The sequence below is a fragment of the Coriobacteriia bacterium genome (genome assembly GCA_003149935.1).
Classification (GTDB): Bacteria; Actinomycetota; Coriobacteriia; order Coriobacteriales; family QAMH01; genus QAMH01.
In genome coordinates this window covers 244,271-270,476 of sequence record QAMH01000004.1, presented here as the reverse complement: position 1 = coordinate 270,476, position 26,206 = coordinate 244,271, and the positions used below count along the sequence as shown (strand labels likewise).

Below are 26,206 nucleotides of genomic sequence, written 5' to 3'. Positions count from 1 at the left end.
TTCCTAGTTTCGATACATCTTGCCTTACGATGAATTATATGAAGCAAGATGCCCGGATTCTAGGAAACAACCCCTGTTGTGCATGCTCTCTACCTTGGGTTTTGCTGTTATCTCGACTCAAATTAGGGAAACAAAAGACACGAGGAGCCCCGAGGGCTCCTCGTGTCACGCAGCGTGATTGGGCGTCAAACGATAATGCGCGAACCTAGACCTCGATTACCTCATTCTTCTGACCCGGCCTGTTGTCCTTGTAGGGAACGAGCACCAGCAAGCCGATCAGGGCCACGATGGCCACGAAGATTGCCATGCCGCGGAATCCCCCGTTGAGGGTCTGCTGGTAGACCTGCTGGATCTGTTCGGCGTTGTCGTCGATGGATGTCAGATAGTTAGCCTCGGCCTCGTCGAACAGACCGGGTATGGCGGCGTCCGTCTCCTCGAGCTGGGCAATCGTCTCGGCCAGGGAATCATAGGCCTGCTGCATCTCCTGGGCCTTCTCGTTCATGGTGACGAGACCGGTCTCCATGCCCTCGGCGGCTTGGGAGATCAGCTTTGGCTTGACCTGGGCGAAGATGTCGGAGGTCATCTCCTTGCACACGCCGACGATGGTGGTCACGTCGGAGTTCTCCATCTTCTCCAGCAACTCGTCGTTGATCTCGACATCGAAGTCGCTGCCCTCGGAATCCATGTTCACCTCGATTGTCTGGTAATCGCTCAGCCTGGGGATGTCGAGGCCCTCAAGCATCTCGGCGGTCTCCTCGTCGGCACGCATGTCATCGAGCTTCTGGTCAATCTGCGCGGCATAGGGCAGCGGCGAGACGGAAACCTGCTTGGGCAACGCATCCATCAGGTTGTCCTGCATGCCGACGCTAGCGTGTACGATGAAGGCGACCATAATCGCGGGCGCCACGGCCGTGCCGATGGAGCGGACCAGCGACATAGTAGCCAGAGCGGAATTGGACTCCGCGTCATCGGTGTTGTTGAGCATCATGTAGTTGAGCGGCGTGCCCATGGTGAAGCCCAGGCCGGCACCGCTCAAAAACATGCTCAGACACACGGTGAGCAAGTTGGGGTACTCGCAGGCCACGAAGGCCATGAACAGCGAGCCCACGGCCGCGCCCACGAAGCCGGCACCTAAAATGGGCTTGACGCCGTGCTTGTCGATCAGGCGACCGGAACCCATGGAGCCAATCGCCGTGCCGATGCCCAGGATGGCGATGAAGTACCCGCCCGAGCCGGACTTCATCATCATGGCGTTCTCGCAGAACTGCGGGAAGAAGATGGTACCCATCATGACGATGCCGCTGATGATGGAGCAGACAAGCGTGATGACGATGTTGCGGTTGGTGAAGTAGCTCGGGTTGAGTATGGGATCGGCGGCCTTCTTCTCGCGCAGCACGAACAGTGGGAGCAGCACCAGGAAGATCAGGAGGAAGGGCCACACGTCGGTGCTGGCGACGGATTGCGCCAGGTTGAAGAAGTCGATGTTCTTCAGACCGTACATGATGCTGAGCGTCATGCCCGTCAGCAAGAAGGTGCCCAGACCGTCGATGGGCTTGACGTTCTCCCCCTTGCTTTGCGGGAGCTTCGCGGCACCCAGGACCAGGACGATCAGGCAGATGGGTACGTTGATGAAGAAGACGTACTGCCACTCGGTCTGGCCGAATATCTCGAGGATGCCGCTGCCGACGGAGGGGCCCAGGATGCTCGAGACCCCGTACACCATGCCGACCATACCGAGGGCCATGCCGCGCTTTTCTTCGGGAAAGGCGGTGCCGAACTCGGCCGTGGCGACCGGCATGATGCCACCGCCGCCGATGGCCTGGATGACGCGCGCGGCGAGTAGCAACTCGAAGCTATTGGTAAAACGCGCCAGACCGCACAGCAGCGACCCGCCGCCAAACAGGAGAATGCACAGCAGGTAGACGCTCTTGCGGCCGTGGCGATCGGCCAGCTTGCCCATGATCGGGATGGATGCCGCGTACGCGAGCGTGTAGATGGTGATGACCCAGACACCCAGCGCGTCGTTGACGCTCATGGTGTTCTGGATGACGGTACGCGCCGGATTGACGATGCTCATGTCCAGGGCACCCATGATCAGGCCCAGCAGGTACACGACGGCGATTAGCGCATACCCCCTGCTCTGTCCGCGCGACTCCTTTGAGAACGCCGCGGCGCCGTCATGCTCCTGGCCCACCTTGCGTCCGTGGTCATTCTTATGGCCGTGACCCATCATTCCCATCGCGTGCGATTCCCCTAGATATCGGATACGTTGCGAGCGACCAGTGCGACGAGGCGCTCGAGTTGCTCTCTCTCGTCTATCGAAAGCCCGACGAACATCCTCGCCTCGAAGTCCCTGTACGAATCGCGCATCCCGACCAGAACGTCCTCGGCGTCAGGTTGCAGCACGACCTTGTTCTCGCGCCTGTTATTCGGATTGACCTCGCGCGCGACCAGGCCCTTTTTCTCCAGCTTGGCGATGGTCTTGGCGATGGCGCCCTTGTCTATATCCAGATACGCCGCGATGTTCTCCTGGTTGGATGATCCGTGCGCTTTCAGGTACATCAGCACCAGCTGCTCGGGAAACCCCACTCCGGAAGAGGACTGCCCGCGCTCGGCGGCGATGCGCATCTTCCTCACGATGATGGAGACATCTGACATGAACATGAAGGATCCTCACGATTGCCGGCACAACAGTTGCCGTTGCAACGGTAGTCCAATGGGCGCGGCACTTCAAGTGGATATGGTGCGGAAGACTCTGAATGCCCGTGCGATGGGAGCCGACGTGGCCCGCTCGAGCGGTGTACTATCATGATCACGTTATTTCGCGATATCGCATGCAGTCCCGGGGAGGGGTTCGCGAGCGCCAAGGCCGCTTGCGCGTACCCAGCCTGGAGACCATACGTACGGGTAGGCACATGACGAGGAGCAGATGATGGAGATCAGGGAATACCGGCAGGATGACCTTGCCGAGATGGTGGACATCTGGAACGAGGTCGTGAGAGACGGGGTCGCGTTTCCCCAGGAAGAGGAGCTGGATCTTGCGAGCGATAGCGCGTTCTTCGCATCGCAGACGTACTGCGGCGTCGCCGAGGAAGACGGGCACGTCATCGGGCTCTACACCCTGCATCCCAACAACGTCGGGCGCTGCGGGCACATCGCCAACGCCAGCTACGCGGTCGGATCGGCCGCACGCGGCAAGGGCGCGGGCCGCTTGCTCGTCGAGGATTCGCTGGCCCAGGGCAAGGCGCACGGCTTTCGCGTGCTGCAGTTCAACGCCGTCGTTGCGACCAACGCCGGCGCACGTCACCTCTACGAGAAGCTCGGCTTCGTACAGCTCGGCACCATACCGGGCGGCTTTAGGATGCCCGATGGCACGTATGCCGACATTTGCCCGTACTATCACGAGCTGTAGGGCTGGCGAGATGGCGATGACCAGAGGGGGATCGGGAGCATAGGCTATGGGCTGGGTTAGCGCGGCGCTGCTCGCGGCGCTTTTCGCGGGCGTAACGTCGATTCTCGCCAAATGCGGCGTGCGAGAGACCGATTCCGACATCGCTACGGGCATTCGAACCGCGGTCGTGCTCGTCTTTGCCTGGGTCGTGGTCTTTCTCACCGGCGCGCAAGGCGGGATAACCCGCATCGCTCCCCTCTCGTGGACGTTTCTCATCGCCTCGGGACTCGCGACCGGCGCATCGTGGATCTGCTACTTCAAGGCGCTTTCGCTCGGTGACGTCAACAAGGTCGTGCCCGTAGACAAGTCGAGCACGATCCTGGCCGCGCTCTTCGCGATCGTCCTGTTCGGCGAAACGAGCAACCTCGCGGTCAAGCTCGGCTCCATCGTCGCGATCGGCGCGGGCACCTACCTCATGATCGAGAGGAAAGCGACGCAGAACGACGACGAAGCGCAGCACGGCAGCACAGGCGGAGATGGATGGCTATGGTACGCCATCGGGGCCGCGGTGTTCGCGGCACTCACCTCGATCCTCGCGAAGGTCGGCATCGAGGGCGTCGACTCGAACCTGGCAACCGCGATTCGCACCTGCGTAGTGCTGGTGATGGCGTGGGGCATCGTCGCCGCACGCGGAAAGCTGCGGGCCGTGCGCGACGTGCGGCCCGGCGAGGCGCTGTTCCTGGTGGCCTCAGGCATCGCGACCGGTGCGTCGTGGCTGTTCTTCTACTACGCCATACAAACCGGCCAGGTGAGCATCGTCGTGCAGATCGACAAACTCTCGATCGTCGTGTCGATCGCATTTGCCTGGCTGTTCCTGCACGAGCGGCTGTCGTGGCGAGCGGGCGTGGGGCTCGCGCTCATCGTCTGCGGAACGGCGCTCATGACGGCGTGGCCATAGGGGACGCCCCGCCTTCGTGGGGAACGCGGGGCGTCGTTCGAATGTGCGGCTAGATGACCTTCAGGGGATTCTTTCCCTCCGCTTTCGCCTTGCGCCACACGAGCACCATGTACCAGATGTCGCATACCTCGATTGCGGCGAAGATGAGCCACATCATGGCGAACTCCGGCAGAGGGTGCGCGGGCAGGTAGTTGAACATGACGATGAACGTGCCGAACCACTTGCAGAAGGCGATCCAGAAAGACTGTCCCTTCGTGCTATTGCGCTGCCAGATCATCGCTATGAACAGGGCGCTCATGAGGAGGTTCTGCGCGTACGCGATGAGCTTCGCCGCCTCCCAGACGCTTCCATCGAACGCGGGAATGGTAACCAGGAAGTCCGTTCCCACGAAGATGAAGACGAAGCAGAATGCCAGCATGGTCGCGAACATCGCATAGAAACTCGCCTTGCCGGGTTTTGCCTTGTAGTCCTGGGAGAACGCCGGTGCTCCGTACTTGAACACGGTAAAGACGATGACGACATCGAAGATTGCCCATACCGTGTTGATAACCTGAGGTAACAACATGATGTCCGGCGAGTAGAACACCATCGAGAAGCGAATCTCCCAAGCGATGTTTATCGCCAACGCCGCAAGCGGCATGCCGAAGGTCTTGTCGGCGAAATCCCGCCTGATGATCAAGATGTAGACGATGGTCCAGAACACGCCGCTTATCGCAATGAATGCCATATCCCTCTCCTTTCATATAAAGTTACACATGTAACTTTGATGAGAGTATACTGGGGATCATGCGATGAGAGCGTCCCTGCCGCTCGATGCGCTACAGATACGAGGATTTGTCACTTTGGAGATGCCATGGGAAGACTGCCAGCGGATTTGTCGGACATAGACCAACGTGCGCTCGACGCCTTGATGGAACTGCAATCGGCACGTCCCTTCGATGACATCTCCATCGTCGAGCTATGCAAGAGCGCCTACATATCCAGGCAGACGTTCTATCGTCATTACAAGAGCAAGGAGGACGTCTACCTGGGACATTTGGATCAGTTGCTCGGCGAGATGTTCACACGTGAGCTCGAAGGCGCAGCCCTGGAGAACATCTTCGATTCGCTCGGGCGACTCCTGGAAAGAAACCGTCCCTTCCTCTCCTGCCTGTTTCGCGCAAACCTCGATTCGAGAATCCTGCACAGGTTCGAAAACCTCCTGAACTCCATGGGCGTGCTCAACGGATTCGACTCCCGCGAACGGAACATGCAGGCGTTCTTGGCCGGCGGGATCTTCAACACGATGAAGCGCTGGGCGAAAAGCGAGGCGAGCGCGGAAGCAGGGTCGTATGTGCGTGATATCGAGGAAATCTGCGCGCCTATCATCCGCTCGGCGCGAACGAGGAGAGAGCTGCAGGACAGGAGCGTCATGAACGAGACAGGCAACACCAAATCGAGGCACGATGCGATTGTCATGGTGATACGGGTAGAGCGGCAAGGCGACCACGATGCGGTGCGCGAGGTGGTCAGGAATGCCTTCGCGACCGCCGAGCACAGCGATGGAAACGAGCATGACCTGGTAGATGCGCTGCGGCAAAGCGACGCGTATGTTCCCGAGCTGTCGCTGGTATGCGAAGTTGACGGCGAGATCGTCGGACACACCATGTTCACCGAGCTGCACGTGGGCGACCATGTCGCGCTCGCGCTTGCCCCGCTCTCCGTGGCTCCGGCGTGGCAAAGACGCGGCATCGGCACCGCCCTGATCAGCGAAGGACATAGGATTGCCCGAGACCTTGGATACGATTACTCGATCGTGCTGGGCAGCGACGAATACTACCCACGCGTCGGCTACGTACCGGCCGAGACGCTGGGGATTCTTCCGTGCTTCGACGTTCCGAGCGAGAACTTCATGGCATGCAGGCTTTGCGAAGACGCCCCGGCAATATCGGGCGTGGTCAGGTACGCGGAGGAATTCGGTATCGACTGACGCGAGCAAGGCATGGTGGAAAGGCGGGGATCACGCAGAAACAGGCTCGCCGTATTCGCGCCGCATGGCGGCCTCGGTAACAATCCATTGCTTCCCGTACTTCCTCGCGTCTACGCCCGAGACAAGCTTGCCGTAGGAGATGGCCTTGCGAAGCGTCGATTCGCTCAGGCCCCAGAGCTCGGTGGCATCTGCAAACGATATGAGGCCGTCGAACGGCGTCTCCTCCACTATGCCGTTCTCCCATAACTCGTCACAAGACAGGTCAATATCATCGTTCCATACGATGCCGTACCCACCGACATCGACCTCGACGCTACCGAAAACGTTGGGGTCTTGCAGTACCTTGAACGCATCGAACCTGCTGAGTAGCGGCACGACGTCATAGACCTTGGTAGCTCCGTTGGCGAAGATCACACTGAGCCGCATACCGGGAAGCGGATATACCTCCTTCACCTTACGGAACATCGTACGCCTCCTCCCCTATACCAACGGATCGAGCTTCCTGAACTCTTGCGTTTCCCACATCTCAAGCAATTCACTTCTGTGTATCGCAATCCACTCTCTGACCAAATCGGATGCTCTTGCAGGCAACCCTCCGTCAATCAGCGTTCCAGTCCCAATATCAAAGGCTCCGGCATCCTCCCCGTATATTGCATGGACATGAGGAGGATTATGCTCCGACTGGAGAAAGTACATCTTGATGGCGATTCCGTAAAACCTCGCAAGCGTCGGCATGACTGTGCTTCACCTCCTGGCAGTATATCACGATACCGTGATATCAGATGGTTGGATAATTGTCCTCATTTAGCGAATGATGTTTTGCACAAAATACAGAAGTGATGCCTATGACCGTGCTTCGGCATCGCAGATGCTTTCTAACCGAAGACATCTGAAGCTTTTGGCCCGTAGCGATAGTGGAGGAAGTATCGGACTTCTTGCCGGGTGCAAACGATCAAACGCCATTGCACTGCACACAACAAACTACTCAGCAACACCAACACTCAACATGAACGCCTCTGGTTTCACCAAAATGAGAGCGCGACGAGCCCGGGAAAGAACTAAAAGCTAACGGCAAATGCCTCGGTCTGGTTCACCAAATCAAGCTCGAGCTGCAATTCGGCGATGCGATCTGCCACAGCGCAGTAATCAGCCTCGACTCTGGCAACGTCGTAGTTTGCATAGCGATATTCGACTGAACCTGAGCTGCTCCCGAAGAAGCGCTCTCGTATACGTTCCTTTGGCTGCCGAGATGCCAGAGAGCTTAGACGATCTTTCTTCGCAGATAATTGCGCCAGAAGAATCAATGCCTCGTCTATGGTTATGCCGCTAGCAGGAAGAACCGTCCGCATGTTAAAACCGTGCAAGGCGTTGCGAACGACTCGCGCTCGATTGTCAATCTCGTCGATTTTCGCCCGAGTCGCCTCGTAGTCATAAGACGGCGGCTCTGTCTCCTCCCCTTCCGAAAGCTCATACGTGCACACCTCTTGCTCCGTATGAAGCAGACGGCTTTTCTCGTCTTGCAGTTTGCGAAGATACTTGTTTGCGCTGGCAGATGTGAATTCCATACGTCGCACCCTTTCGATCTAATCAATCAGGGGGCTAGACAATACCAAGAGGAAAACCCACATCTCAATAGTCGCAATAGTCCGATTTTGCGACGATAGACTTGTCTATGCCGCCTGGGGAAAGTCGATGATGCAATACTCGATGACAGATGACCGTTTCTCTCCTATCACAACAATTTCGGCACCGCTTATCGCCTTCACCTCACGACGCAACGCACGGACCTCACGTCTGAGGCTCTCGTTCTCTTGTACAAGCCGGTCATAGCTATGCGCGGAATTGCCTCCGATTCCACGTCCCTCGCGCGCGTCTTCGACCAGCTGCCTGAGATTTTGCTTCCTATACAGCGAGCTTCGTGCAATCTGCGCACGATCTGCAACCTTGTAGAACGAAGGTGTCGTACCTTCTGCCAGCAAAGAGGCGATCGCATCACGGACGCTTTCTTCCATGGCATCTTCACGCTTCGTGCGAAAACACCGCAGCGACGCTGATTGACGGTTTCCTGTCATGCTTGGCGACACCTTCCCTCATAGACGGGCGACTACACCACAAAAGCATTGTACAGGGCAATAGGGACATGAGATTCCCGGCAATCTCATGTTGGGAATTTCGAATTCGGACTATTGCGACTGTTTTTGTATAGAGCCAGCTGCAGTACGGTACCTACAGCAACTTATTCATTGGAAGCATGCAGGTGTCACCAAATGAGCAAGAAATTCGCGACATGATTTGCGCAGGTATTGAGGGTCGGACAAGAAGCGGGTGATCGCAATGCAAGCACCTCTAGCAACAGTTGAGGTCGTCGTCCCAAAAACGGCCTCCAAAGCACCTCTGCGCTGGAAGAGGCAGCCACCTCGCATTGTGCTGCCACGATATGGTCGAAGAAGCGAAGTAATCGATTTGAAGAAAAAGGACATTGAAACGAGAAACGGCACGCTTGTCGTTGGTGACTTGCATTGCAAGCAGGCAGAGATGCTGCCGCGAATCAGTGCCGTTGCCAAGGAGCGAGGCGCACGAAGCATCGTACTCTTGGGTGATTACACTGACGAGTGGGGTTCGACGGCTGACGACGTACTCAATGCCCTGGATTTCCAAATCGGCTGGCTAGAGGAACAGACAGCTGACGGCATGAACGTGACCTGCCTTGTGGGAAACCACGATTTCGAATACCTGATTGGTCGCGGCTGCTCCGGCACGCACCACGAGGCGTTCATCGAAATCCGCGACAAGCTGCAGGAAATAGAAATGCAAGCCGCAGCATGTGTCGATGGGTTTTTGCTCGCACATGCCGGGCTCACGCAGGAATGGAGAGACGAGAACCTACCTGGATGCGACGATGCAAAGGCGTGCGCCACGCGCATCAACGAGTTCTTCTTCGATGGCAGCTCCCACTGCCGAGAAAAGCTCTCGATGGTGGGTTGGGCCCGGGGCGGCTACGGAGTGCCAGGACCGTTGTGGGCCGATCTCTCGGAGTTACGCGATGACACAGCGCAGGGCATCAACCAAATCGTCGGGCATACGCCCGTTCCCACATGCGAGAAAATCGACGACATCAACGAGACCATCTGGCTATGCGACACCCTCTCCCGCACGACAAGCAACCGGCCCATCGGGGACGGAACGGCGCTATTGCTCAGTAACGGACACGCTGAGGTGGTTCCGCTACGTGTCTAGCATGGCAACGCTGCCATGATGGGAGAGCCTTTTCCGAATGGTCGTTTACTGTAATCCCGCATTGCATCACTGCATCATCATGTTGTGGCAAAACCTCGCCATAATTGGTAGTGTTCTGCCATATTGAGCAACAACGCATATTCACACACGAACGCATCCAGAGAGGATGACCATGCAAAAGCCGAACGAAGCCCCCACCGTCTCCCCCACCGCGCATGTGGCGACCAACGCGACCGTCATCGGCGACGTCACCATCGGCGACGAGTGCTGCGTCCTGTTCAACGCGGCCATCCGGGGTGACTGCGACAGCTTCGTGAGGCTGGGCAAGCGCACGAACGTGCAAGAGGGCGCCTGCCTGCACGTGAGCCACGACGCGCCCACGATCATCGGCCATGACGTGACCATCGGTCATGCCGCGGTCGTGCACGGCTGTACCATCGGCGACCATTCGCTCGTCGGCATGGGAGCCACGGTGCTCGACGGTGCCGTGATCGGCAGTCACTGTCTCATCGGAGCCGGAGCGCTCGTAACGGGGTCGGCGCGCATCCCGGACGGCATGCTCGTCGTGGGCGCGCCCGCGCGGGCGAAACGCCCGCTGACCGACGAGGAGAAGGCCAGCCTGGACGCGAACGCCGCCGAGTACGTTGAGGTGGGATACCAACTGGCGAGCGAGGGTTGGCTGCTCACGGGCGAAGTACCCAAGCCGCCGCTGGGGTAGAGGACGGACACATACCCTTCGTCTCGCTGGACCGAAGACGCTACTGCCTGATAAGCCAATCTATCAAGTTAACTTGCTGTACGCCGTCATAGTCGCCATTCCCGATTCGGTCAAGCGTCAACAAGATCTTCGGATGATTGTTCTTAATGGCCCGCAATGACGAAAACTCTCGTTTGCGCGCGTCTTCACTCATCACGCTTTGCGCGACCTGGACGTATGTGGGAATCCCGTCCTTCACTGCCACAAAGTCGACTTCGGCCTGACCAATCTTCCCGACGCTCACGTTCGTGAACCGTCGTAGCAGTTCGAGGTACACCACGTTCTCGATGCGATGTCCGATATCCCCCTGGCGTTTGCCAAGCAACCAGAAACGAAAGCCAAGGTCTTCCAGATAATACTTCTCCAGTGTCTCCAGATACTCCCTGCCCTTGATGTTAAAGCGCGGCGCTTTGCAAAGCAGGTAATTCTCCATCAGCGCGCCCACGTATTCGCTTACCGCTCCAACCGAGACGGTGCCGCCCACCCCCTTTAGCCCAGATGAAATACGACTGAGCGATGTCACATTGCCGATGTTGTCCGCCAAAAACGATGCGGTGCGCTGGAATGCCTGCATATTCATGCGCGGATGACGACATGCCACATCAACCATCACGACCGTATTGAACACGCCGCCCAGATAGTCGGAGATACTTTGCTCATCTGCCAGATTCACCGTATAGGGCATACCACCATAGGTGAGGTATCTGTCGAATAGGGTCTCATCATCCATGCCCTCGAAAGCCATGCGATATTCGGCAAATGAAAACGGATGCATCCGAAGCTCGACGTAGCGTCCCGTTATCTGGGTTGCCAGCTCCCCCGAGAGCATGTCGGCATTCGATCCTGTCACATACAGGTCAACGTCATCCCGAAGTGCCAGGTCATCGATTGCGCGCTCGAAGTCATGAACATGCTGCACTTCGTCCAGGAAAATATAGTTCATGCCCGCGCGAAGCCGCTCGGTAACGTAGTCATACAGCGCTTGTGCTTCCGTCGGATACGCATTATCCAGACTCTCGAAGTTAATCGACAAGATGTTCTCCGCCGGAATTCCGGTCTCGCGCAGTCTCTCGCGGAAGAGCGCGAGGGCGCTGGATTTGCCACAACGGCGCAAGCCCGTTATCACCTTTATGGGTTCTTTATCACACCAGCGTTCGAGCCATCTCATAACACGAGGACGGGGTATCAGAGTGCGAAACATGATGGTCGTCTCGCTTTCGAAAGCGGGTCTTTGTTTACTGTCTTGATTTTAAACCAAACTCGTCATTTTATTGGACGGTTTTTATATATTTCGAAAAATCGGTCATTTTATTGGACGGTTTTAGATTCTTTGACTGCAATTGGGTGTCACCGATGATGAGTCTAGGCGCAGGCTATAATGTTCCCAGCATCTTTTAGATGATTGGAGGGTCCATGTTTGACAACAACCAGCCGCAATCCGGCATTCAAACGCTCTTCGGACCCAATGGCAACGTGTCTGCCGTAGTCGGATCCAGCCCAAATACGTTTGCCGTCATTGGCTCCGGCGATCACGATGGCGTTTACTTCCGAAACGGCAACATAGTCTCTGGACCCGATGGCATGCATGCCGTGATTGGCGACAGTCCAATCAAGACGGTCTTTGACCCAAACGGGGAGGCGCACGCGATTATCGAAAACGGTTCGAGCGGCACCGTGCTGTAGCGTTCTTGTACTGCTGTAGCCCAATAGACAAGCAAGGTATACGGTAACGGGCTAAAGCCAGCCTCACCGTAATGCTTCTTCGAGATGAGCCATAGCGTCTCCCCTTTGAGCCGTTCACTGCATGCCACCGCGGTACGTAGACATTTTGCATAACGAGGGCTATGCCACGCGACCAACCGAATATGTTATTATTCACTGAAAATTTATTCAGTGAATAATAATTCAGCAATGGAGCCCGATTATGTTCTATGGTCGCAAGAATGAGCTCGAGCAACTCCGCGAGCAGTTCGATTCCTATGATAAGGCCGCCGTGCTGGTCTACGGCAAGCGACGCATCGGCAAATCAACCCTGATCAGAGAAGCCGCCAAGAGCTTTTCTGGGACAGTCATCTACCACCTCTGCGTAGAGAGCACGTTCAAGGGCAACCTCGATCTGCTAACAAGGAGCGTGACGCAGGCTCTCACCCTGCCGTCAATGAGATTCGACACCCTCTTCGACCTCTTCGACTTCCTTAAGACACGCGAAAAGCCCCTCCTCCTCGTAATCGACGAGTACCAATATTTCAAGAGCTCCCTGCGCGGTAAGGAGCTCGACTCGATGTTCCAGGCGATAATCGACACCCTGCCAAAGAACATCAAGCTTGTCTTGTGTGGATCCTACGTCACTATGATGCGAGAGCTGCTCGAGCAGGACAACCCGCTGTTCGGACGCTTCACTTCAATAATCCACCTAAAGGAGATGGACTACCTCGACGCCCAGCTGTTCTATCCAGACCGCTCGGTGCGCGACAAGATCGCCCTCTACTCAATCTTCGGCGGGTCGCCCTTCGTGCTTTCGCAGCTCACCGGCAGATCTTCCGTCGAAACAAGCATCAAGAAGCTGCTCCTACCGGACAACAGCATCCTGCGCTCGCATATAGAAAACGTCGCGCTGTCGGAGATCAGGAAGAGCTTCGACGTTCGTATCCTCGAATACCTGGGCAACGGCAAGAAGAAATATTCGGAGATAGCCTCCTTCATCGGGGCAGAGAAAAACGGACTGCTCGACAAGCAGCTCAAGCACCTCATCTCCATGGAAACCATCTGCAAGGACTCTCCCATCAACAAACGAGGAGACAGGCGCAAGCAGTTCTACTCGATAAGCGATAACCTCATGCGCTTCTACTTCACCTACATCTTTGCCAACGAAGAAAGCGCCATCAGGCTGGGAGAGGACTCCTTCTTCAAGCAGCGCATAGGCAGGACCCTCGAGACGTTCGTGTCGCTCAGGTTCGAGTCAATTGCCTTGCAGTACTTCGAGCGCCTAGCATGGCAGGGCCGCCTGCCGGATGTCACGGATATGGGATCGTACTGGTATGACGACAAGGCAAAACACGCGAACGGGCAATTCGACTGCGCCTTGAAGCGGTCAGACGGATACGAGATATTCGAGGTCAAATACTACAAGAAGCCAATGTCCCGAAACGAGTGCATGGCCGAAATCGACCAGGTACAGCGAATCGAAGATTTGCACGTGACAGGTGTCGGCTTCGTCTGCTCTGCCGGATTCGATTTCAAGGCCGAGGATTTACAGCTGATATCGGGCGATAATCTGTTTGCGGAGGCGGCCACTAGAAGAGGCACTGCTCGATGAGCTTCCTTCCGCGAAGTGCGTCTATCCACTCCGCGGGAATGCTCTCGTAGCCGTACATCGTGCCCGCCAATGCGCCGGCAACGCAGCCGGTCGTGTCGGAGTCATCCCCCAGGTTCACGGCGGTGAGCACGCAATCCGAAAAGTTGCTGGTGTGTAGGGCGCACCAAAGCGCGGCTCCGAGCGTGTCGAGGACGAAGCCGCTGGACTTCACGGCATCGCGCGGCATGTCTGCCAAGCCCCGCAGAAAGGCGAAGCGCTCGTTGCCGGACATGTTGCGTGCTATCGCGTCCTCGAGGCAATCCCCGTCCATCAGGTCATCGAGTATTCTCACGAACATGACGCACGCCTCGGTCGAGATCCAATGCGCGTGCGTTATCGCCGATGCGGCGCGCACCTCGTCATCCGATGCATGCACGAAGACCAGCGGGGCGATGCGCATGAGGGACCCGTTGCCGTTGGAGCGCTCCCCATCGCAGCCGAGGCCACGTTCGAGGGCGGTCGCCGTAGCGTTTCCGACGTCGAAAGCGCTACCGTCGGACGTGTATGCGCCCTTGTAGAGCCAATCGCAGAACCGCCGCCGCATATCCTCGACGTCGACTTCGCCACGCTCCTTGAGGCTCGCGCATGTCGCGAGCAGCAACGACGTGTCGTCCGAGAACGTCCCCGCAGGCTTTCCGTGAACCCCGCCCTCGGACATTCCCGTACACTCGAAGGTGTCCCTCTTCAGGAACTCGTAGGGCACGCCAAGGGCATCGCCCACGGCTGCTCCGAAGACGATGCCCCGGCGCTTGTCGGTTTTTGGACACATGGCGTTTCTTGAATTCATGCGTTAGTCCCTTGATCATAAATTAATCAGAAAGCCCTTCATATCCTCCTTCTGGTGGATAAGCCTCAAGCCCAAACAAATCACGTAAGCAATCAAGGAGAGTGTCAAACCCCTTGGGGTATTTATTCGATCCTGAAGATTCAAAAATGCCGCTGGCACCATTTATCAGAATTGACCAGCTCTCGCCGTCCAACACCGTGTTGTCAATATATTCGGGCATCCACTTCTGAACGCCGGCTTTTTCGATGGCGCTCTCAAGCCGCATGAGCTGATCTTGATTGACATTCTTAATCTTTTGGTCAATCAGTCGTTCTTTGTTGTACATTATGCAAACATGTTCGTCGACAAACTCATCAATCCTGATTGAACACCATCCGCCGAGTATTCCCCCCAGCCCGAATTGGAAAATGGTTTTAGGGCCACCACTTCCCTTTTCTATCCTCCTCACCTGAAAGTGAATGTTGCCGGGAGTGCTGAGTGTCATGTAATCATATGCAGATGAATCCAAGTACATCCCATACTCTTTTGCCCTCTGATGAAGCACGTCGACAGCATCAGCTTCGCCTTCGGAAAAATTGTATGTGCGCTCTTTATACTCGCCGCTTGCATCGATGTAATGCAAGTAAGGCTGCATGAGGCGATTTACCGTGGTCTCTGCACCTTTGGGAAGATCCATTAACTTGGGTATGATGTCGTCAACAGCATCCTCGATCCACGAGGGAATCTCGCGATTCTCATAGTCGATAGCTTCAAGCCTCGAGAGCAGTTCTTCGATAAAGCCGCTCTCGAGGCACATGGCGGCAAAGCCCTCGACGCGCTCGTCCTTCTTTACTATCGCCGTGAGCAATGCAAGCGCTTGCTCAGCATTCATGTGATCAATTTCAAGCAGTCCGTATGCTTCGGGCTCGATCTTTGCTGCCTTGATACCCAGATCGAGAAGAACCGCCTCGTAGTCCTCTTTGTAATGGCCGCTAGCTTGAAGAGCCTCCGTAAGGCCATGCACTTTGTTTACGTAGGCATGATTCCGGTCCTTCTTCTTCCCCGGCTCTCGTGTGATTTCGAGATCGAGATTTGTGAGGTCTTCGAATGCCATTTGGCCCTCCTCGAAAAGCGCAAGTTTGTTCCTTGCATGAAATCTTATTATGGTCGCCCCTATTAACTGACCCCTCTATGGGACACCCTGCTCACATTACTCACGAGATAATATCCCCTGGAAGGGGCTAGCGTCCAACAAGGATGCGTCGCGGCAGAAGGAGGATGGCGCGATGAATACAAGCGAAGCAAGCATCAGCGAGAAGCTTGTGGAAGTGCGGCAGCGGGTCATCGACACGCTGCTGGAGATCGACGATATCAAGCTGCAAGTCAATCCGCAGCTACTTGCCCAGTATGCAAAGACAATCGGCTATCTGGAGGATGACCTGTTCAAATGGCAGCTCAAGGCGCGCCGTTGCAAGCGCAGGTTCGCGCTCGCGCAGGCAGCCGCCAACAAGCACGAACCCATCGCGTTAGACGAAATTGACAGCACGCTTGACGATGAGTTCGCGGAATGGGAAGTGCAGCTTGCAGAGCGACTGGACGATCAGCTGCAGCTTTTGGAAGCACTCGCGGGCTCGCGTCCGCTTTCGCCGTCCGAGGGGCGCGAGCTCAAGGAGCTTCACAGGAAGCTGATCAGGCGTCTGCATCCAGACACCCATCCCGATCTTCCCGAGGATGCCCGGCGATTCTTCCTCATCGCCCAATCGGCATACGAGAACGGCGATGTCGACACGCTGCGCGTCGTGGACACGGCGACCGAGGACTATGAGGAGCATGCCGATACGGTGAACCTATCGGAAGACGATGCCACAATCGAACTTGCCATGGCAGAAGCTCAGCTCAACGTCGCACGTGAGCAGCTGGACGTCTTGAAGCACAGCCATCCCTATATCCTCGCCGAGTTGCTCAGTGACCCAGTCGAGCTCACGCATCGCACGCACGAGCTCAAGATGGAGATCGAACGCCAGAAGGAAGTCGTGAGGACATACGAGAGCAAGATCGCGAGCTTGATGGAAGGCAACACGCGATGATGGCGTGCTCGACAACAACCCAGCCCGACACGGGCACGCTGGCCACGATCACGCAAGCCCAGCAGCTGGGGCTCGTGGGCGCAAGCACGCTGTCCGTACCCATGCCCTTCGAGTCGAAGATCGTCCTATTCGAATCCATACGAGTCGCGGGCACGAGCCATGCGCCGGACATCGATGCGACCATGGGCCAGATGCCCGATGAAGCGCGGCTGAGCCTCGTGCGCGAACCCGACAACCAGACAGACGGCTGGGCCATCCGCGTCGAGCATGACGGCAAGAAGATCGGCTACATGCCGGCAGACAAGAACGAGGTGCTGGCGCGGCTCATGGATGGCGGCAAGACGCTTAGCGGTGAACTCGTATCGCGCGAGCTGCGCGGCACCTGGTGGAACGTGCATATGGAGGTGTATCTCATTGATTAGATACGATGGCGAGGAAGTGGCTCCTGGAATGAAGCTCTCGCACGACGCCAATATCTACGAGCTCATATTCGAGGTATTTTCGCTATCGTAAAAATGAACAATTCGCTATGTAACATTTGAACAAAACGCTAAAGGACATGCCCACCAAACGATTGGCTAAATTGGTCTTGGATAAGTTAATGCGACCAAGGAGGCCGGAAAGGAATGATAAGCATGTCCCAAGCGTATTCTATACGCCAGCTCAAAAAACAAGGCGAATCAATCACCGATATTGCCGAAAAGACAGGTGTTTGCAGAAACACCGTCTATAAATACCTTAAGGAAAGCGATTTTTCAGAGCCTATCCCGAAGAAGACTGACAAGGTATGCATGCTCGATCGCTACAGAGCAATCATAGAAAGCTGGCTGGATGAGGACAAGAGGAATTGGCATAAGCAAAAACATACAGCTCACAGGATTTGGATGCGCCTTAAAGAAGAGTGCGGCATATCTTGCTCAGAATCGACGGTGCGCAACTATGTGAGAAGGCTTAAGGTCGAGAGAGGCGAGCAAAACGAGCAATTCTTGGACCTAGAGTGGCCACCAGGTGAAGCTCAAGCTGACTTCGGGGAGGTAGATATCTTCGTATTAGGGCAGAAGCGACGCTTGAGTTATTTTGTGCTTTCGTTTCCCTATTCAAACATGGGATTTGCCCAGCTCTTCTCCTCGGAGAATGCCGAATGCGTATGCCAGGGGCTCAAGAACATCTTCGAATTCATAGGAGGAGTTCCCTCGCGCATCGTCTTCGACAACGCGACGGGCGTCGGCAGAAGGACGATGGATGCGGTTAAGCTCACGAAGCTCTTCTCTGCCTTCTGCGCCCACTACAACTTCGCCTATACCTTCTGCAACCCCGATTCGGGTCACGAGAAAGGAAACGTTGAAGGTAAGGTGGGGTTTATCAGAAGAAACATCTTCACCCCTCCTCCTCGTATCGACAATATCGATGTCTATAACGAACGCCTTTTGCGTAAATGCATGGGGCTCTCGAAGATGCACTATGCCAAAGGAGAGCCTGAAGATCAGCTGTTCATAGAAGACAGGTTTGCTCTTTCAGGTCTTCCTGAGGTCTCTTTCAGCGTTGTCAGGTATGAACGAAGAAAAGCAGACCTTCAAGGAAAGGTCACGCTTTGTGGGAACCACAAGTATTCCTCTTCTCCTGAGTTTGCTAAACAAGTGCTCATATGTGCTCTTAGCGCAAACCATATCGAGCTTTATAGCGAAGATGGCATGTTCATCGTTCGACACACAAGGCAATACGGAGATGCACCAACAGATACAAGCGATCCCGCGAGCCAGCTACCGCTTCTTATACGAAAGCCTGGCGGTTGAATCAATTCCAAGGTGCGCTTTGCCCTTCCTGACGACCTTCGCGCATATATGGACTCACTTAATAAGGCCGATCTTCGTGAGGACTTAAAGATCATGCAAGCCGTGGTTGCACAATCTGGGTGGAACATGATGGTTGAAGCCGCAAAGATCACCTTAGAGCGGTGCGGAAGGTTAGATGATGCCAGCGTGAGCGTAGCCGCGAAAGGGCTTAGCACAGCAAAGATCGCCTATGACGAACCGATAGATTTGAATATCTATGACGCAGCAATGAGCTTCAAGCGAGAGGATCTGCTATGACGATCAGGTCGAAAGAGACGATAGAGCAGTTCAGGGGTCTTGCAAGAAAGATGTTCTTCTCTAAGGACAGCGTAGAGCATTTCCTAGAGAATGCGAGCGCGGCTCAAGCCGAATGCGTGATCGAACTCATCAGCTTCGAACAAGGTGTCAGGGAAAAGAACAAGCGAGATCGTCTTTTTAGAAAAGCGGGATTTCCTCAAATAAAGAGCTTTACCGACTATGACTTCGCTCAATTAGGGCTTCCTGAAGGTTATGGCAAAGAAGACATCATGTCGCTTGACTATATCTATGCAGCAGAAGATTTTGTGTTCTATGGCCAGACTGGTCGTGGCAAGACCCATCTGGCAATCGCGATCGGTATCGCTTGTGTGAATAGGGGTCTTGCTTGCCGGTTCTTCACGACAGCTGAACTCGTTATCGCACTGGTCAGAGCCAAAAGAGAGCAAAGGCTCGATCTATTCTTGAAAGATCTTTTCAAAGCGGATCTGATCATCTTGGACGAGTTCGGATACGTACCGATAGATATCGAAGGAGCGCGCTTGTTATTCCAGGTGATATCCGATTGTTATGAGAGGAGGAGCTTGATAATTACCACCAACATCGAGTTCTCGAAGTGGGGAACGGTATTGGGAGATGACAAGTTAGCATCGGCCGTTATAGACAGGATCGTCCATCATGGAAGACTTATAGAGTTCAGCGGCCCGAGCCATAGAATGGACACAGCGCTCATGCTTGGTAAAAACGAAAGTTAGAGAAGCTTGGGCATGTTAGCGTTTTGTTCAAAATGAACGTAGCGTTTTGTTCATTTTCTTGTTGACGAAAATACACGGCCACGGCGTCGGTCGATTCCATGGCGGCCTGGGCCGCGTCATCCGCGTGATAGTAGTCGCCCACGTAGACACCGAAGCCTACGGCGCCGGCGACGATGACCGCAAGAACGGCCGTCCAATTCCCTTGAAACTCGTCAAACGGGGCGAACGCTCCAGCAAAGATCACCAGGATTCCACACCAGGTCATCCTCGCTTTCATCCGAAAGCGCGGCGTCGAAAAGCTTGGAGGCAAGGTTCGATGCCTCGTCGAAGGAAGCGAACTCTTCGACCACTCGATTCTTCGTTGCAAATCCAGCGAACCTCTCCCGCCAGCTTTCTGGCGCGTCAAAGCGTTTGGGCATTGTCATACCACGTTTGACACATTCGCTCGTAATGGCATGCCTGAGTTGACTGAGCTCAAAACATTCGCTCGTCGCATACGTCACGACATCGACGAGGTCTTTCATCCTCGATGACGGGTGACCACCAGGCTGAACTTCCATAATGGCGCAGAACTTATCGGCCAGCTGGTCGGCAAGCGGATAGATTAAATAGTCACAGGTCTCGAGACCCTCCACATCAATGCGATTGGCAGGGGTTATCCGTTCTGGCGGACGCGTCATTACGCAATCGAGCGACAGGTCAATCAGAATGGGATCCTTTTCCTCCATGCCTACAAAGGAAGCAAATCGGAGTTTCAGCAAACGCGAGTACCCGTTCTCATCCATTGACTCCTCGCTTTTGGTGAGGCGAAACGAGCACCAGTCGTTCAAGTCAATCGACGCGATGCGCTCCATCTCGGCCAGCACTTGGTCTATGCCGGCATGTCCCGCAACGGCGAAATCCAAGTCCCTCGTCGCCCTTGCGTTTGGAACTCTCGCAAGCATGCCGCCAGCTCCCTTGAGCACAAAACCCTCATTGCCGTCATGGAAGACCCTGCACAAAAACCTATCGCGAAGTGCCTGACGGTACGCTTCGCCGAGATTATTGCCGGCTGTCTTCGCGGCTTTCTTGAGCGCCCGATCGAAAGCCGCCGGAGTCGCGTATGTCTTGTCCATCCCCTAGCGTCCTTTCAGGTAGCCGTAGAGGTCGAACCCCTTTGCAAAACCACAGCGTACGGCCCTCTCGTTCACCTCTCGAGCAATGCCCTCTGGAACCCCGCGCGCCTCCGCATCCTTGAGTACCGACGCCGCGAGACTCAGGTCCTCTCCGTAATCGATGAGATCCAGCACCGTACGCCTAGGCGTCGTCACTGGAATACCCGAAGTAACGATAATGTCCGATTTGGGAAGATCCCGTCGCAAGAACCGAATGCCCGTGCGAGATTGGCGCCGCACGGGAAACGAGAAGACCAAAGGATATGCTTGAAGTTCCCCAAGCTCCTGAATCCAGGCCGCCGTATTGAGCGATGCCGTAAAGCCCGAGCCGTCGAGCGGCCTGTCGAAGGCGGGAATGCTGGGAGCGAGCGCGAGCCAAGATGCGTAGACGTCCTCGCCGCGAAATACCGGCGCTGCAGTTACGCGGTAGACGCCGCGTGTTACCTGTTCCAGCTGGCCGTTGCGCGCAAGTCGAGAAACCGCCATCCTGTCAATGCCCATCGACTGGGCCTGCGCGGTGGTGAACATCCCTTTTTGGGAAGCGCAGAGATCGCCGAGTATGTTTAATGCTTCTAAAGCCTTCATGCTGCAATTGTAACATTTTATCGTTACATTTGCAGATAACTAGATTTGCCGGGAAGATCATTACAAACACGCGCCGTGCACGAAAAGAGCCAGCCCGTCCGTCTTCGCCCAGGCGAACGTGATGCAGTCGAACGGGTTGTGACGGCCAACCAAGGCGATTCGTAACAGCCATGGAGGGCTATTCTTCACTTGCAAGAACCAGATCATCCAGCTTGAATTCCTTCAAAGAATCTAATTCTAAAGTGCCATTTTCAATCAATCTGTTGGCCTGAAATGATAGGGCTCTCTCGAAGTAATTACGCGCGCTTCTCGCATTGGCGAAGCTCTGATCGTGTGTCTCCGATAGCTCTTGAAAGTAATCTCTCAGAAACGCACGCTCTTCCTCACCCGCCAACGCCATGTCTGACGATTCGCACACCCCCATGAATATGTCAAACAACTCGCTGGGCGAATAATCCGGGAAGTCCAAAAACTTGTTGAATCTAGACCTAAGCCCAGGATTGGAAGAAAGGAACGACTGCATGAGCTCGGTATACCCCGCCACGATAACGACAAGGTCGTCGCGGTGGTCCTCCATCCCCTTCAGCAGTGTGTCAACGGCCTCATATCCAAAATCGGTCTCATTCCTGTTAACAGTGAGAGCATACGCCTCGTCGATGAACAAGATGCCTCCCACGGCCTGGTCCACGACCTGCTTGGTCTTCAGTGCCGTCTGCCCGGTATAGCCCGCCACCAGACCAGAGCGGTCTACTTCTATGAGGTGACCCTTTGATAGGACCCCAAGGTTTGCATATACCTGCGCAAGCAAACGCGCCACTGTCGTTTTCCCAGTGCCGGGATTTCCCGTGAAAACCATATGAAGCGAGAGATCCGGCTGCTTGAGCCCTTGTTGTTCCCGGACGTTTCTCACACGAACCAGATTGCCCAACGTGGTAATTTCGCGCTTGACGCTCTCAAGCCCGACGAGTCCCATCAACTGCTTCATAGCGTCATCGCTACCGTCGTTCTCTGCATCTTTAGAATTGAGAGAGTCCGACTCGCTCGTATGTGCATTGTTGCGAGCGAGCTTCTCACCGTGAGAAAGGTCCTCGGTTTGTGAGCCAAGATTCCACAACTCGCATCTTTCTCCATTTACATAAGCCTTTATTGGCATATCGAACTCGAGATTGGAATACTCGCCGAGATAGAGCCACTCCCCTCGCCTCTCCTCAAGCTCCATGTCAAGAAAGTCCATGTAATTCGTAAGGGCTTCGACTTCGCTTTCATCCTTTTTCATGTCCGTGACTATGAGCTCTGACCCCAGTTGGGCATAGGTGCGAAGAAGCCTTCTCGTGCGCTCAAAGTCATTTCCCTCGAGCCGCTTTTCTACCGCATTTTCGATCTTAGAAACAAGTTCGATACTTTCTGGAAATCCAATTAACGGGTCGTCCCCATACTCAAACGTATCCGCGATATCGAGTATCTCATCTGATGTGTAGCTCGAATGCAAAACGGCACTGATATAGGTGGCTTCGTTTTCTGAAACAGCACCGTCTTCAGCAGCTAGGCAGCACAGAAAATTGGCGATGTCTTTTTTGCAGCGTTCATGGAAATCATTCTCGTCCAATGAGTCCGGATCGACAGCTCCGAAAAAATCATCGGCCTCGTAATCGAAGATGGAATCGCAATACCTCAAAGCCGTACTTAGCATGGTGGAGCTGTAAGAACCCATTACCCAGCTCAGCACTTCCCCGGTTCCATGCTCTTGCTCAAGATAGTATTCCAGACGATGCTTTGCTCCGCATTCCGAGCAAGCAAGAGTATCGAGATCTCCCTTGAGATAAGCAAACTCGTTGCCGCAGTTGTCGCACTTCTGCATTTGCGTCATCGCGTTATTCCAACCTTCTAATCGGGCGGTTACGGTGGGTTCCCCTTGTCGTTGGGAAACAGGACTGTCTAACGCACCCCTATTGTCTCCTATGAACACACCGGAAGGTGTCCTAAAAATGGTATTCGGCACATTCCCGATCATGCTTGGCTAGTACCCGCGGTGGACTCTACAAGGCACTCTCGCCCCTACGGGAAACCCGTCGTTTGACACGGTGCAGAAAGTTGTGAAGACTTTTGGACTCAAACTGGATGTAGCAACTACTTCCGTATAGTTAACGTTAATTGACAGCACATCGCGCTCTTCATTAGCCCATTAATCTAAACCAGTCACGCACGCTTAATCTCAATCTAATCATCTCGTCTTCAGCCAGCATACTGCAATGTGCAATTGGAGCTCGAAGAGTGTTTAATCCGGATAAGACTTTCGTTACTGCCTTTTGGCTCTGTAATGTACCACCGAAAACATCCCAATTATGCTTTATGATCTCGCCCAATTCACCAAAGTTAGTGTAGTCAATAGGATCTTCCGACCTAGGGGTAACTCCAGAATCAATCTCTCTCTGAATGCGATCCTCTGTATCCTGTTTTATTTTCTCTGGTACATATTTCTCGTCCCACCAATCATGGACACCAGCCGCATCAAAAGAATCTTCAATAAAATTACGGATCGTCTTTTCCAGAGAATAGAATATCTCGTACGCTTCCGACATCTGACTGGCCTCAGCCCTAATGCTTGAATCAATCTGAGGATAATAATCTGAATCCGTTTCTATCGTTTTAACATGCGTTCTTCCAAGAGAAATCCCGAACTTGCGCTCAATTCTATCCAAATCGTTTTCTACAAGCTGATTGCTTATATGAAATAGCTTAATATCTGATTCGTTCATTTATTTCTCACTTCAGAAGGTGGTCTTTCAGGCTCTTGAAAATCGCATCAAAAACAGCGATATCAGAAGTAGCTGGAAAATTGAGATTTATCGTATAAGAAAGACTCAGAGTATCCGAAGATCGTCTACTGTTTGTGGGAGCCAACTCCGACTCCAGCTGCGCAATGCTTTCAACTTGCACAATCTTCTCTGCTGGAGGGTCAGCATTAAAATCCGCAAATTCCTTTAACGCTTTGAAAGATCCGACAATGGCCTGCGTGTTTCTTGCATCAGGCTCCAAACCAGTGATCTGGACAACAATGCCTTTTAATTCAGCATCGCTCAAATCATTGGCGTATTCATTAATCTCGAATATCTCTCTATAACCAATTCGCAAACCTTCTGCAGCCGCTCGGCCGCTTTCTACTGAATTACGAAAAGCCTTATAAAGATCAGTTGGCACTCCATCAGAACCTAGAAATCCAATTCTTTTCAAAAAGGGAATCACAGGTTTTGCGGCACTGCTTTTTATGCCAAGCTTTGTAGCCAGATAATCTTGCGTAAAACGCGGCGGCAACGAAGCGTTCTTTATCTTTTCTAGAACTTTACTAATATTACTGTGCGCTTGAACATAGGGTAAGCTTATCGCCATAAATATCATCCTCTCGCATATATCGTCTCAATGCTTATTCCCACTCCACGGTACTGGGCGGCTTACTCGTGATGTCGTACACCACGCGGTTAATCCCCGACACCTCGGCCACGATGCGGCTGCTGATCCGCCCGAGCACGTCGTAGGGCAGCTTTGCCCAGTCCGCCGTCATCGCGTCGCTTGACTCCACGGCGCGCAGGATGATCGGGCGCGCGTAGGTGCGCTCGTCGCCCATCACGCCGACGCTTCTGATGTCGGGCAGTACCGCGAAGTACTGCCACACGGCCCGCTCGATCACGGGGCCGCCGGCGCATCCGCGCTCGACCTCGCCGTTTGCCTCGCCGCTCTCCTCGGCGATCATCGCGTTGTAGGCGTCGAGCTCCTCGCGCACGATTGCGTCGGCCTCCTTAAGCATTGCGAGCTTCTCGGGCGTCACGTCGCCGATGATGCGAATCGCCAAGCCCGGCCCCGGGAACGGCTGGCGCTGTACGATGTGGTCGGGCAACCCAAGCGCCGTGCCCAGCGCGCGCACCTCGTCCTTGAAGAAGTGGTCGAGCGGCTCGATCAGCTCGAAGCTCACCCCGTCCGGAAACGGGATCAGGTTGTGGTGGCTCTTGATGGTCGAGGCCTTGCCGCCGGTCTTGCGCGCGCCGCTCTCGATGATGTCGGGATAGATCGTGCCCTGCGCCAAAAAGCGCACCGGACGGCCGTCCCCGGCCAGTTCCTCGGCCACGGCGAAGAACTCCTTCCAGAACTGCTCGCCGATGATGCGACGCTTCTGCTCCGGGTCGGTCACGCCGGCCAGCAGCTGCGCGTAACGGTCCTCGGCATGCACGTGCACGAAGTCGACGTCGAACTGCTTGGTGAAGACCTCCTCCACCTGCTCGGGCTCGTCCTTGCGCAGCAGCCCGTGGTTCACGAACACGCAAGTCACCTGGTTGCCAATCGCGCGCGACACGAGTGCCGCCACGACGCTCGAGTCCACGCCACCCGAAAGTCCCAGGATCACGCGGTCATCGCCCACCTGCGTGCGGATCGCCTCGATGCTGTCATCGATAATTGAATCCATCGTCCAATTTTTCTCGAGGCCGCAAATGTCGAAGAGGAAGTTCGCGAGCATCTCGTTGCCGTGCGGCGTGTGATGCACCTCGGGATGGAACTGCGTCGCGAAAAGTCCCCGCTCGGCGTCCTCCATCGACGCCACCGGACACACGTCGGTGCGCGAGGTCACGGTGAAGCCCGCAGGTACCTCGGTCACGGCGTCGCGGTGGCTCATCCACACGATCTGCTCGTGCGGCGTGCCCGCGAGCAGCTTCGAATCGGCTCCCTCGCGCGTGATGAGCGCCGAGCCGTACTCGCCCTTCTCGGTGTGCCCCACCGTGCCGCCGAGCGCGACGGCCATTGCCTGCTGCCCGTAGCAAAAGCCGAGCACGGGGATGCCGAGCTCGAGGATTTCCGAGTCGATTGTAGGCGCGTCCTCGGCATACACGCTTGCCGGGCCGCCCGACAAGATGATCGCCGCCGGCGCCAGCGCGCGCACCTCGTCGGCCGTGATGTCGCAGGGCACGATCTCGGAGTACACGTCCAGGTCGCGCACGCGCCGCGCAATGAGCTGCCCGTATTGGGCGCCGAAATCGACGACGATGACCGGTTGGACGGGGCTTGCAGACGTGGGCACGAAGACCTCCTCGAAAACGGATGCATGTTCGGCGACGATT

General features: G+C 55.2%; 29 protein-coding genes and 1 pseudogene. 13 read left to right on the top strand and 17 right to left on the bottom strand.

From position 1 onward, the window contains the following. Nucleotides 1-205: 205 nt before the first annotated feature. Nucleotides 206-2,230 carry an MFS transporter gene (locus DBY20_01595; protein ID PWL80003.1) on the bottom strand — a complete coding sequence of 675 codons (2,025 nt, stop codon included), beginning with the start codon at nucleotides 2,228-2,230 and terminating at the stop codon, nucleotides 206-208. Between the two features lie 23 nt (nucleotides 2,231-2,253). Continuing rightward, the gene (locus tag DBY20_01590; GenBank protein PWL79942.1) at nucleotides 2,254-2,664 is read right to left on the bottom strand and encodes a hypothetical protein; all 411 of its coding nucleotides are present in this window, start codon (nucleotides 2,662-2,664) and stop codon (nucleotides 2,254-2,256) included. A 268-nt stretch (nucleotides 2,665-2,932) separates the two neighbouring features. On the opposite strand from DBY20_01590, the gene DBY20_01585 reads away from it, so the two are divergent. Together DBY20_01585 and DBY20_01580 are read left to right on the top strand one after the other, a co-directional pair. Further along, nucleotides 2,933-3,412 (top strand): GNAT family N-acetyltransferase, encoded by a 480-nt coding sequence (locus DBY20_01585; GenBank protein PWL79941.1) that lies wholly within the window; start codon nucleotides 2,933-2,935, stop codon nucleotides 3,410-3,412. 46 nt (nucleotides 3,413-3,458) lie between these two features. Next, nucleotides 3,459-4,349: a multidrug DMT transporter permease gene (locus DBY20_01580; protein PWL79940.1), complete on the top strand. Its 891-nt coding sequence runs from the start codon at nucleotides 3,459-3,461 to the stop codon at nucleotides 4,347-4,349. 49 nt (nucleotides 4,350-4,398) lie between these two features. On the opposite strand, the gene DBY20_01575 is transcribed toward DBY20_01580, so the two are convergent. Next, a complete protein-coding gene (locus DBY20_01575) occupies nucleotides 4,399-5,076 on the bottom strand; it encodes a hypothetical protein (GenBank protein PWL79939.1) in 678 nt (225 codons plus the stop codon). 39 nt (nucleotides 5,077-5,115) lie between these two features. On the opposite strand from DBY20_01575, the gene DBY20_01570 reads away from it, so the two are divergent. Next, nucleotides 5,116-6,318, top strand: a complete 1,203-nt coding sequence (locus tag DBY20_01570) for a hypothetical protein (GenBank protein PWL79938.1) — start codon at nucleotides 5,116-5,118, stop codon at nucleotides 6,316-6,318. A gap of 30 nt (nucleotides 6,319-6,348) precedes the next feature. Here the strand turns inward: DBY20_01570 and DBY20_01565 are convergent, their stop codons facing one another. The 4 genes from DBY20_01565 to DBY20_01550 all read right to left on the bottom strand — a co-directional run bounded on the left by DBY20_01565 (nucleotide 6,349) and on the right by DBY20_01550 (nucleotide 8,330). Next, a complete protein-coding gene (locus DBY20_01565) occupies nucleotides 6,349-6,783 on the bottom strand; it encodes a DUF2442 domain-containing protein (protein ID PWL79937.1) in 435 nt (144 codons plus the stop codon). 15 nt (nucleotides 6,784-6,798) lie between these two features. After that, complete coding sequence (locus DBY20_01560; GenBank protein PWL79936.1) at nucleotides 6,799-7,053, bottom strand: DUF4160 domain-containing protein; 255 nt, start codon at nucleotides 7,051-7,053, stop codon at nucleotides 6,799-6,801. A 323-nt stretch (nucleotides 7,054-7,376) separates the two neighbouring features. Next, the gene (locus tag DBY20_01555; protein PWL79935.1) at nucleotides 7,377-7,892 is read right to left on the bottom strand and encodes a hypothetical protein; all 516 of its coding nucleotides are present in this window, start codon (nucleotides 7,890-7,892) and stop codon (nucleotides 7,377-7,379) included. A 96-nt stretch (nucleotides 7,893-7,988) separates the two neighbouring features. Continuing rightward, entirely contained in the window at nucleotides 7,989-8,330 is a 342-nt protein-coding gene (locus DBY20_01550; protein PWL79934.1) for a hypothetical protein, read from the bottom strand. Nucleotides 8,331-8,652: 322 nt separating this feature from the next. On the opposite strand from DBY20_01550, the gene DBY20_01545 reads away from it, so the two are divergent. Beyond that, nucleotides 8,653-9,555, top strand: coding sequence for a hypothetical protein (locus tag DBY20_01545; GenBank protein ID PWL79933.1), 903 nt, complete (start codon nucleotides 8,653-8,655; stop codon nucleotides 9,553-9,555). A 166-nt stretch (nucleotides 9,556-9,721) separates the two neighbouring features. Further along, nucleotides 9,722-10,273, top strand: coding sequence for a gamma carbonic anhydrase family protein (locus DBY20_01540; GenBank protein PWL79932.1), 552 nt, complete (start codon nucleotides 9,722-9,724; stop codon nucleotides 10,271-10,273). 40 nt (nucleotides 10,274-10,313) lie between these two features. Here DBY20_01540 and DBY20_01535 read toward each other — a convergent pair whose 3' ends face one another. After that, entirely contained in the window at nucleotides 10,314-11,513 is a 1,200-nt protein-coding gene (locus tag DBY20_01535) for a hypothetical protein (protein PWL79931.1), read from the bottom strand. A gap of 212 nt (nucleotides 11,514-11,725) precedes the next feature. Between DBY20_01535 and DBY20_01530 the strand changes: the two genes are divergently transcribed. Further along, nucleotides 11,726-11,995 carry a hypothetical protein gene (locus DBY20_01530; GenBank protein ID PWL79930.1) on the top strand — a complete coding sequence of 90 codons (270 nt, stop codon included), beginning with the start codon at nucleotides 11,726-11,728 and terminating at the stop codon, nucleotides 11,993-11,995. Between the two features lie 241 nt (nucleotides 11,996-12,236). After that, nucleotides 12,237-13,628, top strand: a complete 1,392-nt coding sequence (locus DBY20_01525) for a hypothetical protein (protein ID PWL79929.1) — start codon at nucleotides 12,237-12,239, stop codon at nucleotides 13,626-13,628. Here DBY20_01525 and DBY20_01520 read toward each other — a convergent pair. Together DBY20_01520 and DBY20_01515 are read right to left on the bottom strand one after the other, a co-directional pair. Beyond that, complete coding sequence (locus DBY20_01520) at nucleotides 13,606-14,436, bottom strand: ADP-ribosylglycohydrolase (protein ID PWL80002.1); 831 nt, start codon at nucleotides 14,434-14,436, stop codon at nucleotides 13,606-13,608. The two genes, DBY20_01525 and DBY20_01520, sit on opposite strands and share 23 nt — an antisense overlap. Nucleotides 14,437-14,476: 40 nt before the next feature. Next, on the bottom strand, nucleotides 14,477-15,547 hold the full coding sequence (locus DBY20_01515) for a hypothetical protein (protein ID PWL79928.1): 1,071 nt from the start codon (nucleotides 15,545-15,547) through the stop codon (nucleotides 14,477-14,479). Between the two features lie 172 nt (nucleotides 15,548-15,719). On the opposite strand from DBY20_01515, the gene DBY20_01510 reads away from it, so the two are divergent. The 5 genes from DBY20_01510 to DBY20_01490 all read left to right on the top strand — a co-directional run bounded on the left by DBY20_01510 (nucleotide 15,720) and on the right by DBY20_01490 (nucleotide 19,362). Next, nucleotides 15,720-16,520 (top strand): hypothetical protein, encoded by an 801-nt coding sequence (locus DBY20_01510; GenBank protein ID PWL79927.1) that lies wholly within the window; start codon nucleotides 15,720-15,722, stop codon nucleotides 16,518-16,520. Then, nucleotides 16,517-16,942 carry a restriction endonuclease gene (locus DBY20_01505; protein ID PWL79926.1) on the top strand — a complete coding sequence of 142 codons (426 nt, stop codon included), beginning with the start codon at nucleotides 16,517-16,519 and terminating at the stop codon, nucleotides 16,940-16,942. The genes DBY20_01510 and DBY20_01505 overlap by 4 nt, the downstream gene beginning before the upstream one ends. 204 nt (nucleotides 16,943-17,146) lie before the next feature. Then, nucleotides 17,147-18,313 carry an IS21 family transposase gene (locus DBY20_01500; GenBank protein PWL79925.1) on the top strand — a complete coding sequence of 389 codons (1,167 nt, stop codon included), beginning with the start codon at nucleotides 17,147-17,149 and terminating at the stop codon, nucleotides 18,311-18,313. A 48-nt stretch (nucleotides 18,314-18,361) separates the two neighbouring features. Further along, nucleotides 18,362-18,610: a hypothetical protein gene (locus DBY20_01495; protein ID PWL79924.1), complete on the top strand. Its 249-nt coding sequence runs from the start codon at nucleotides 18,362-18,364 to the stop codon at nucleotides 18,608-18,610. Next, nucleotides 18,607-19,362 carry an AAA family ATPase gene (locus tag DBY20_01490; protein ID PWL79923.1) on the top strand — a complete coding sequence of 252 codons (756 nt, stop codon included), beginning with the start codon at nucleotides 18,607-18,609 and terminating at the stop codon, nucleotides 19,360-19,362. The genes DBY20_01495 and DBY20_01490 overlap by 4 nt, the downstream gene beginning before the upstream one ends. Here DBY20_01490 and DBY20_01485 read toward each other — a convergent pair. The 4 genes from DBY20_01485 to DBY20_01470 form a co-directional block, all read right to left on the bottom strand. Beyond that, nucleotides 19,337-19,606 carry a hypothetical protein gene (locus tag DBY20_01485; protein PWL79922.1) on the bottom strand — a complete coding sequence of 90 codons (270 nt, stop codon included), beginning with the start codon at nucleotides 19,604-19,606 and terminating at the stop codon, nucleotides 19,337-19,339. The genes DBY20_01490 and DBY20_01485 overlap by 26 nt on opposite strands. Further along, entirely contained in the window at nucleotides 19,575-20,477 is a 903-nt protein-coding gene (locus DBY20_01480) for a hypothetical protein (protein PWL79921.1), read from the bottom strand. Before DBY20_01480 ends, DBY20_01485 begins: the two co-directional genes overlap by 32 nt. Before the next feature lie 3 nt (nucleotides 20,478-20,480). Further along, complete coding sequence (locus tag DBY20_01475) at nucleotides 20,481-21,101, bottom strand: hypothetical protein (protein ID PWL79920.1); 621 nt, start codon at nucleotides 21,099-21,101, stop codon at nucleotides 20,481-20,483. A 178-nt stretch (nucleotides 21,102-21,279) separates the two neighbouring features. After that, complete coding sequence (locus tag DBY20_01470) at nucleotides 21,280-23,112, bottom strand: hypothetical protein (protein PWL79919.1); 1,833 nt, start codon at nucleotides 23,110-23,112, stop codon at nucleotides 21,280-21,282. Nucleotides 23,113-23,123: 11 nt separating this feature from the next. Between DBY20_01470 and DBY20_01465 the strand changes: the two are divergent. Further along, nucleotides 23,124-23,242: pseudogene (locus DBY20_01465) on the top strand (transcriptional regulator). 33 nt (nucleotides 23,243-23,275) lie between these two features. Here the strand turns inward: DBY20_01465 and DBY20_01460 are convergent. The 3 genes from DBY20_01460 to DBY20_01450 are packed head-to-tail and all read right to left on the bottom strand — an operon-like array spanning nucleotide 23,276 to nucleotide 26,166. Further along, nucleotides 23,276-23,857 (bottom strand): hypothetical protein, encoded by a 582-nt coding sequence (locus DBY20_01460; protein ID PWL79918.1) that lies wholly within the window; start codon nucleotides 23,855-23,857, stop codon nucleotides 23,276-23,278. 7 nt (nucleotides 23,858-23,864) lie between these two features. After that, on the bottom strand, nucleotides 23,865-24,488 hold the full coding sequence (locus DBY20_01455; GenBank protein PWL79917.1) for a hypothetical protein: 624 nt from the start codon (nucleotides 24,486-24,488) through the stop codon (nucleotides 23,865-23,867). Nucleotides 24,489-24,522: 34 nt separating this feature from the next. Beyond that, on the bottom strand, nucleotides 24,523-26,166 hold the full coding sequence (locus DBY20_01450; protein ID PWL79916.1) for a glutamine-hydrolyzing GMP synthase: 1,644 nt from the start codon (nucleotides 26,164-26,166) through the stop codon (nucleotides 24,523-24,525). Nucleotides 26,167-26,206 lie beyond the last annotated feature (40 nt).

Bases quoted from the DNA above. Each gene is read 5' to 3' on its own strand.
- DBY20_01575 (PWL79939.1), bottom strand. From the start codon at position 5,076: ATGGCATTCATTGCGATAAGCGGCGTGTTCTGGACCATCGTCTACATC.
- DBY20_01515 (PWL79928.1), bottom strand. From the start codon at position 15,547: ATGGCATTCGAAGACCTCACAAATCTCGATCTCGAAATCACACGAGAG.
- DBY20_01535 (PWL79931.1), bottom strand. From the start codon at position 11,513: ATGTTTCGCACTCTGATACCCCGTCCTCGTGTTATGAGATGGCTCGAA.
- DBY20_01510 (PWL79927.1), top strand. From the start codon at position 15,720: ATGAATACAAGCGAAGCAAGCATCAGCGAGAAGCTTGTGGAAGTGCGG.
- DBY20_01500 (PWL79925.1), top strand. From the start codon at position 17,147: ATGATAAGCATGTCCCAAGCGTATTCTATACGCCAGCTCAAAAAACAA.
- DBY20_01590 (PWL79942.1), bottom strand. From the start codon at position 2,664: ATGTTCATGTCAGATGTCTCCATCATCGTGAGGAAGATGCGCATCGCC.
- DBY20_01550 (PWL79934.1), bottom strand. From the start codon at position 8,330: ATGGAAGAAAGCGTCCGTGATGCGATCGCCTCTTTGCTGGCAGAAGGT.
- DBY20_01585 (PWL79941.1), top strand. From the start codon at position 2,933: ATGGAGATCAGGGAATACCGGCAGGATGACCTTGCCGAGATGGTGGAC.
- DBY20_01520 (PWL80002.1), bottom strand. From the start codon at position 14,436: ATGTGTCCAAAAACCGACAAGCGCCGGGGCATCGTCTTCGGAGCAGCC.
- DBY20_01565 (PWL79937.1), bottom strand. From the start codon at position 6,783: ATGTTCCGTAAGGTGAAGGAGGTATATCCGCTTCCCGGTATGCGGCTC.
- DBY20_01570 (PWL79938.1), top strand. From the start codon at position 5,116: ATGAGAGTATACTGGGGATCATGCGATGAGAGCGTCCCTGCCGCTCGA.
- DBY20_01580 (PWL79940.1), top strand. From the start codon at position 3,459: ATGGGCTGGGTTAGCGCGGCGCTGCTCGCGGCGCTTTTCGCGGGCGTA.
- DBY20_01505 (PWL79926.1), top strand. From the start codon at position 16,517: ATGATGGCGTGCTCGACAACAACCCAGCCCGACACGGGCACGCTGGCC.
- DBY20_01560 (PWL79936.1), bottom strand. From the start codon at position 7,053: ATGCCGACGCTTGCGAGGTTTTACGGAATCGCCATCAAGATGTACTTT.
- DBY20_01530 (PWL79930.1), top strand. From the start codon at position 11,726: ATGTTTGACAACAACCAGCCGCAATCCGGCATTCAAACGCTCTTCGGA.
- DBY20_01460 (PWL79918.1), bottom strand. From the start codon at position 23,857: ATGAACGAATCAGATATTAAGCTATTTCATATAAGCAATCAGCTTGTA.
- DBY20_01490 (PWL79923.1), top strand. From the start codon at position 18,607: ATGACGATCAGGTCGAAAGAGACGATAGAGCAGTTCAGGGGTCTTGCA.
- DBY20_01455 (PWL79917.1), bottom strand. From the start codon at position 24,488: ATGGCGATAAGCTTACCCTATGTTCAAGCGCACAGTAATATTAGTAAA.
- DBY20_01475 (PWL79920.1), bottom strand. From the start codon at position 21,101: ATGAAGGCTTTAGAAGCATTAAACATACTCGGCGATCTCTGCGCTTCC.
- DBY20_01525 (PWL79929.1), top strand. From the start codon at position 12,237: ATGTTCTATGGTCGCAAGAATGAGCTCGAGCAACTCCGCGAGCAGTTC.
- DBY20_01480 (PWL79921.1), bottom strand. From the start codon at position 20,477: ATGGACAAGACATACGCGACTCCGGCGGCTTTCGATCGGGCGCTCAAG.
- DBY20_01540 (PWL79932.1), top strand. From the start codon at position 9,722: ATGACCATGCAAAAGCCGAACGAAGCCCCCACCGTCTCCCCCACCGCG.
- DBY20_01470 (PWL79919.1), bottom strand. From the start codon at position 23,112: ATGATCGGGAATGTGCCGAATACCATTTTTAGGACACCTTCCGGTGTG.
- DBY20_01495 (PWL79924.1), top strand. From the start codon at position 18,362: ATGGACTCACTTAATAAGGCCGATCTTCGTGAGGACTTAAAGATCATG.
- DBY20_01595 (PWL80003.1), bottom strand. From the start codon at position 2,230: ATGGGTCACGGCCATAAGAATGACCACGGACGCAAGGTGGGCCAGGAG.
- DBY20_01545 (PWL79933.1), top strand. From the start codon at position 8,653: ATGCAAGCACCTCTAGCAACAGTTGAGGTCGTCGTCCCAAAAACGGCC.